5 protein-coding genes and 1 pseudogene are annotated in these 7,613 nt (G+C 40.9%); all 6 read right to left on the bottom strand.

Annotation, left to right across the window (positions count from 1 at the left end; genetic code table 11):
- On the bottom strand, positions 1-827 hold an 827-nt coding region (locus AC075L_RS03190; RefSeq protein ID WP_476387123.1), incomplete at its 3' end, for a condensation domain-containing protein.
- A gap of 299 nt (positions 828-1,126) precedes the next feature.
- On the bottom strand, positions 1,127-2,113 hold the full coding sequence (locus AC075L_RS03195; RefSeq protein WP_055058454.1) for an alpha/beta hydrolase: 987 nt from the start codon (positions 2,111-2,113) through the stop codon (positions 1,127-1,129).
- 125 nt (positions 2,114-2,238) lie between these two features.
- The gene (locus AC075L_RS03200; RefSeq protein ID WP_055058455.1) at positions 2,239-5,619 is read right to left on the bottom strand and encodes a bifunctional diguanylate cyclase/phosphodiesterase; all 3,381 of its coding nucleotides are present in this window, start codon (positions 5,617-5,619) and stop codon (positions 2,239-2,241) included.
- 262 nt (positions 5,620-5,881) lie between these two features.
- The gene (locus AC075L_RS03205) at positions 5,882-6,076 is read right to left on the bottom strand and encodes a hypothetical protein (RefSeq protein WP_022381328.1); all 195 of its coding nucleotides are present in this window, start codon (positions 6,074-6,076) and stop codon (positions 5,882-5,884) included.
- Positions 6,077-6,154: 78 nt separating this feature from the next.
- Positions 6,155-7,013 (bottom strand): annotated as a pseudogene (locus tag AC075L_RS03210) (EamA family transporter).
- Between the two features lies 1 nt (position 7,014).
- Positions 7,015-7,613 (bottom strand): alpha/beta hydrolase (locus AC075L_RS03215; RefSeq protein WP_476387124.1); only part of this gene is annotated, 599 nt, incomplete at its 5' end.

Here is a 7,613-nt window from a genome sequence, read left to right on the forward strand (position 1 = left end):
CGGATGCCAAGCAGAAGAAGGTTTGTCATAGACAGCTGATGGTTCATACAGAAATCGATCAGATTTTTAGTTGGTCCCGGCTCCAGATAATAATCCTTAACTGCCACAAACAGATCCTTCATCTCAATGTCAGAAGAACGAAGTTTTGGATTTCCATGACGTTTTCTTGCTTCCTCCAGTACGGACGGTCCCTGAATATCAGAATACAGAGGTTCGCCCAGTGCATCCAGCTGATCATCCCAGAATTTCTTATCTTTTGCAAAACGTTTCTCGTTGCCTGCTTTTGCAAGGTCTTTTTTCAGTACTGTCTCAAAGTCTGCCAGTTCCTGCGGATAGGCTGTTCCATATTTATAATAAGTATATAACTGAAACAGATCACCGATCATTACTACCAGACCACAGGAATCGATCAGTCTGTGATCCATATGTACAAAGAAACCATTATATCCTTCCGGCAGCTTCAGCATAGTAAACTCGCACATGGGAATGTCATCACCGTCAAAGGTTTCGTATGCCCACTGCTGCATCAGCTCGTCTGCTTTTGCAAGGCTTCCCATTCCTGACAGATCCTTGAATCCGATATCTCTTGGATCCTGTTTTACAAGGTATTGCTGTACATTTCCGTCTTTATCAGGCTTCGTAAAACGGATTCTGGTGCATCCGGAACGTTCTGTCTCCATCTGAATACATTTTTTTAATAATCCAAAATCCAGTTCAGCCTGTACAGACGCCACAACACTGACACCGGATACCTGCTGTGTACCGTAATCCATGATCCAGTTATGGTGCATTTTCTGTGCTGCTGTTAAAGGATAGTAGTTTGTCATACTTTATTTAACCTCCATCACCCGTTTTTTCTCTTTTCCCGGGTACAAAAACATTACATACTTGTTCAGTAGCCCACAGTTATTTTAAAAATAATGTACTGGCAGCTACAACATTACTTTTTTATTACGTGACAAAAATAGCACAGATTTTTCCCAAATGCCAGTACCCTCAGCACTTAATGAACACTTTACATAAAATTGACCGAGACTTATCATGCATTTAACAAAACGCATCTGATAAGTCCCGGTCAGGGATTGTTATCATTCATAATCGCCTTTGGCGGTTGAAAACAGTCACATTATTTTTCAGAATTACTGCCATCATATTTCTCAAAAAACTCCATCACTGTACGCTGATACAGTTCCGGATCTGCATAGGCACTGCACAGATGTCTTGCTCCCTGTACAATGACCAGTTCCTTTGGTGCTTTGCACAGCATATAGTTCTGGAATGAATTGTTCGGGTACACATAAGTATCCTTCTCTCCATGAAAGAAAAGGACAGGTCTTGTATTCCTTTTCATAGCTTCTGTGGTATCTGCATCTTTCATACGAAATCCTGCCACAAAATGGCACAGACAGTTCATTTCCTTCAAAAGCAAAGGAATATAATGCAAATGAAACCAGTTGTCAGCCATATCCCGCATCTGTCTTTCCATAGACTGAAAACCACAGTCTGCGATCAGCCCTTTCACCTCTGACGGAAGCCTGTATCCGGATGCCATCAGTACAGCGGCTGCTCCCATAGACTGTCCATACAGATAGATTGGAAGCTTCTCCTCATTTCTCTCGGACACATAAATTGCCCAACGCTGCACATCCCATTTTTCCTTTGCTCCAAAGGTAATATATTTTCCTTCACTTTCTCCACAGCATCGCTGTTCCATAAACAGAAGATTACATTGATGCTCATGGAGATATTTTGCCATAAATGACAGGGAACCAAATCTGCTGCCCCTGTAACCATGGCTTAAGATAACAAACCGCTTTGCATGCTCTGCCGGCAGATAGAATCCGTGGAGTTTTAATCCATCCACGCTTTGGATATAACAGTCCTGCATCTTCTGAGTCTCGCACCATGCCCTGCTCTCATCATATTCCTTTTCGTATCCGTTTCTGGGATGATTATCCCGTATATGAGATAATTCAAACCATTTCTTTCTTTCCTTTTTCCTTCCCCCTCTTTTGCAGCAGACCACCATGTTAAAAAAGCGCCAGCCAATCTCCATAATTCCTGAGAAAAAAAGCAATCCTGCTGCTGACAACCTGAAAAATTTTTTCTTCATCTGATTTTCTCCTCTTCTTACCTGTCAGAATGTGTTTGAAATAACTACACCACTTGCTTGTCTGCGAGTCCTGTTGTACAGATGAAAAAGCCTCGGTGTAGCCCGAAATATTCACGCCAGCTTTCTCATAATCTGCTTTCTGTAAATTTTCTCATAAATTCTTCATACTCACAAGGCTTCCCCCAGAAATATCCCTGTGTGAATTCCGGGTACAGTTTTCGGATCATGGCCCATTCCTGCTCATTTTCCACGCCTTCGATACAAATCCTCATATCCAGATTATGGATCATGGTGCAGAACTGATTCAGCAGATAATATTCCTGTTCATCTGCAACTGCTTTCACAGTGAAAGAGCGGTCAATCTTAATGATCTCCGGTTTCAGCTCACTGAGATAATGGAAGTTCGAATATCCGGTTCCAAAGTCATCCAATGCAAGACTGATTCCCATCCGCCTCAGTTCTGTGAGAAAATGCTTCTCATTGATATTTTGTTCCAGAAGGTCACTCTCTGTCAATTCCACGATCAATGCTTCCAGCGGCAGTCCTGCTCTTTTCATTTCTGCACTGATATCCTGGATCACATCAGACTTGGATGCCTGAACCTGGGAAATATTAATACTCACTCTAAAACCTGGAAGTACTTTCCGAATCTCGCTGCATTTTCCCATAGCTTCTCTCATCATCCAGCGGCCAGCCGGAATAATAAGACCGGTTTCTTCCAGAATCGGAATAAACTCTGCCGGTGAAATCATCCCGAGTTTTTCAGAAGTAAAACGCATTAAAGCTTCTGCTCCATAAGGTACTTTTTTATCTTCGGCAAATACAGGCTGATAAAAAGCCGTAAAACCCTGGCAGCCATTGAGCACAGCCTCCCGCAGTTCCTGGGTAATCTCCCTCTTCCGAAGAAATTTCCTGTAGGTTTCTCCGTCAAATATATAACAGCGGTTTCTTCCCAGCGTCTTTGCCTCATTCAAAGCAAAATCCGTCAGCTTCAGGGCTTCTGAATACTGATTTCCCTCTAATGCCGCAAATGACACAATTCCTCCTGAAACCGTATACATGACCTTAAACTCGTTAGATTCAATAAATCTGTCTGTTGCAGCTCTCACTTTATCATAAAGTTTATCTGCATCCCTCACCTGGTCAGAAGAAACATCCAGAATCAGAAATTCATCTGCCACAAGCTTGTACACTTTCTGTCCTTCTGACAGGCATCCGGAAATACAATCAGCCGTTTTCCTAAGCACAAAGTCACCGTACTCCTGTCCGAAGTTATCATTTATTTCCTTAAAATGATCAATTCCAATACGAAGCAGATATCCTGTTTCCAGAGGAGTGTCCTGTTGGTCCATATACTCCCGGAATCCTGTCTCTCCTAATAACCCGCTTACATTATCTGCCTTCTGTCTTTCTCCAATCTCATTGATACAACCAATCATATAAAGAGGTTTCATATTATCATCCCGCACCAGATATCCTTTGCAATGAATCCAGACCGGCACTTTTTTCAGATCCAGCCATCGATATTCCATGCTATGTGTACAGCGGTCTGTTTTAAGAAGATTATCAAATTCCTCCTTCATTTTTTCATAATCAGGTTCATATACAAATTCTTTATGGTTTGAAATCACATTATGAAAACTATTTTTCGGAATACAGAAACGGTCAAGAGCCTGGTTTGCTATGTAATAAAAATCTGTTCGGAAATCAACCACATACGGGTAATTATCTGTGGTCGGACTCAGAAGAGCGATCACGCTGCAAAGCTCATCCAAGGGCATGCTCTGATATTTCTTCTCCTGCAGGATCACTTCATCTGTAATTTCCTCTGTGGAATGCTTTTCCATACGGGAAAGCAAGTGACCCGGATCAGTTGACCGCGCAATCTTCTTCCTGCGCTTCTGACGGTACAGCATGGTATCGCTTCGCCTTACAATATCTTTAAAATCAAAATCTATATCAGGCTGATAATAAGCGTATCCTGCTGATATACTAAGCGGATAATCCAGCTTGTGTGTTTTCGCTGTTTTTTTCAGAAGCAGCTCCAGGGTCTTCAGCCGTTCCGGAATCATATCTTTCTCGTCACTGTGATATACATACGCAAACTCATCACCACCGATTCTGAAACAGTTCTTCACATTCTGAAATGCCTGACTGATACACTGATAACACAGCTTCAGCGCCTCATCTCCCTTTTCATGTCCAAAATTATCATTTATCACTTTCAGATCATCCAGATCAAAAACCACCACACCTGTGGTACTCAGTTTAATTTCACCTTCATCCAGATATTTCACCATATCCTCGTAAGCATTTCGGTTCATGGCCTCTGTGAGCATATCCATATTGGCTATTTTCTGCAGATAAATCACCTTTTGCTTCTGGATATATTGATCGTAATATTGAGAAACCTGTATCCAGATCAGCATAATAATAAACAGCATAGTTCCCATGGAAAGCAAAATGGATATCTGTTCAAATCTTCTTAAATAATAAAAAATCATTTCCGCCATTCCAAATCCCATGACCACGCACATAGGATACCGGAATTTTTGGGCTACATCATTTTCTTTTTTTCCGGCTTCGTAAAGAATGATCACAACTGTGTAAACCACATTTGCAACCATAATAACATGAATTACAGAAAGTAACCGGGACATATCAATAATTCCTGTACACTGAAGCAAAACATCGACTGCCATATTTGTAAGATAGAGGATGGAAAAAATCAATGCACCTTTGTGGTACCTGCTTTTGCAGATATCATATAACAGGAAATTAAATGGCACCGGAAAAAGAAAGAGTGAAAAATACTCCACAAAATATAAGGTTCTTCCATCCGGGATCAAAAACTGCAGAAAACCACATTGTACCAGTGTCCATACTGCGACCAGCAATGAAAAAAATCCAAGATTTAAAAAAATCTCAATTTTCGCTTCTGTCTTGTCGCTTCTTTTTCTTCGCGCTGCACCACAATAGAGAAGTATGCAGATAACAGCGGCAAACAGGATTCCACAGCTGATCACCAGAATTCCAAGACAGTCCGTTAAGATTTTCAGAATACAATCGCCTCGTGTTCCGTATACAAGGCTGACTTCATTTCCATAATAGCCCTCATATACCGGAATAATTCTGACCTCCAGGTTTTTACCTGAACTGTCTCCGGGAATATCCACAATATGCCAGCAGCTTCCAGGTGTCTTCATAAAACCCGGAGCATCCGCTTCATTTCCATATTCATATATTTTTTCTCCATCCAGCCAAACTTCTGCAATGGTGTGGGTGGTTTTAAATAAGATAGATTTGGGAACATCGAAGTCTTCGGGCAGGGCAATATTCTCTGATTTGATTTCTCCCTCTTTCAGTTCTTTTGTTTCGCACCGGATCGTATTATCCCAGAACAATTTTTCTCTGGCCGTACTCTGTCTGAAAATCCAACCTGAAAAACAAATGGCGAATATCCCAAATGCAAACAGAATAATCCATAGTTTTTTTTCTATTTTCATAGTCTCTCCCTTATCCAATATATCTGTATTCTGAGATATATCCAACAGTCAAACGGATAATATCAGATATTTTCTATATTTCGTACTTTCCATTGCATCACAGATTTCTGAATAATTGTTAGTGCTTTTTGACACTTTCTTTATTTTTAGAAACACAAAATTTTACGGCATTTTGAGTAAGAAATCAAAAAGCAGAAATGTCTTTCACGAATAAAATCGCTTCAGACATTTCTGCTCTATCTGCTGTCCTGTCTGATATACTTCAGACACAGGATAAATATACAATTTGGGGATAACGGTCTGCGTATTCTTTTTCCAGGCCGTATCTTTCCAGAAGTTCTTCCACTTTTCTCCGGGTTTCGGTGCAGCTTATCCCCATATTTCTCAGACTTTCTCCAATTCCGTCTCCGAGCGTACAGCGCGGATCAAAGGATTCCATTGGCATCTGAAATACCATCTGAATATCCCTCTGCTACCTGAAAAAGCCAGTTTCCGCAATTATACTTTTCCAGATAGTTTTTCTTTTTTATAATAGTTATATCAGCAAAGCTAACGTTCCAACAACAATAAGCAGCAGTCCTGTTCCTGATTTCAATGACAGTTTTTCATGGAATACAATATATGAGAATGCAACGGTCACAAGAATACTCAGTTTATCAATGGGAACTATCACACTGGCCGGACCTGTCTGAAGTGCTCTGTAATAACATAGCCAGGAACCGCCTGTTGCAAATCCGGAAAGAATAAGGAACAGCCAGCTTTTTCTGTCAATGTTATTAACCGTATTCTGCTTTCCGGTCACAAATACTACAATCCACGCCATCACCAATACAACAGCAGTCCTGATCGCAGTTCCAAGATTTGAATTGACATCCTGAATTCCAATCTTTCCCAAAATAGAGGTAAGACTGGCAAAAACAGCGGAACCGACTGCATAAAGCAGCCACTTCTTATCTTCTGCCTTCTCCTTTGTTTCCTTTTTCTGTATCATCAGATAAGTACCGATACCGATAAGAATCATTGAAACAAATTTCAGCCACGTTATTTCTTCCCTGAGAAAAATAAAAGCCAGCAGCATCGTTATCACTGTACTCGATTTATCAATTGGTGTTACTTTATTGATATCTCCAATCTGCAGTGCTTTGAAATAGCATAGCCAGGATATCCCCGTTTGACAGTCCTGACAAAATCAAAAAAATCAGGACTTTTGCCGAAATATCTCTGATTTCACTTTGTGCCCCGACCATGAATACCATAAGCCATGAAAAGACTAACACTACACCAGTTCTTAATGCTGTCGCAACATTAGAATCTGTGTTTCTGATTCCGCATTTTGCCAATATGGCTGTCAAGCCTGCAAACAGAGCAGAACCAAATGCAAATAATATCCACATATTATTTCCCCTCCATTACCCAGGCAAATGCTTTCGCAATTCTTATATCCGGTTCTCTAAAATGATTGCCCTGATTCCATTCCAGGTTACAATTGATCCCATGCTCTATGAGCCACCCATATCCCATCCGGATACAGTTTCCAACCTGTGACATCACCGAATTTCTCGTTTTTTCTTCTCTGTCACCAAGACTTAGATAAACTGTCTCACTTTTAATTTCATGTTCCTTCATATACTCAATAAATCCCGGAAACCAGACAGACGGTGAAGCAGCTGCAATGCCGGAAAATACATCTGTCTGATATGCTGCCCATAACGAGAACAGCCCCGCAAGAGAATATCCCCCGATATAATATGTCCTGCTTTTGTCTGTGCATAATGTCAGAATCTGCTCCAGTGTCCTGACAGCACCATCACCAAAGTCTTCATTTCCGAACACTGCCGGTGCTTTCCATGGAGACAACTCATAATTCCAGTCATCAACTTTTGCAGCAATGAGTCTGAAATCTGTTGAAGTCCTTTTTCGGATTTCTTCAACCTCATTCTTAAGAACAGATAATTCATGATCACCAGTCAACTGAATCAAAACAGTATCCGCAT

The organism is Blautia sp. ZXY-1-B12 (assembly GCF_056339915.1).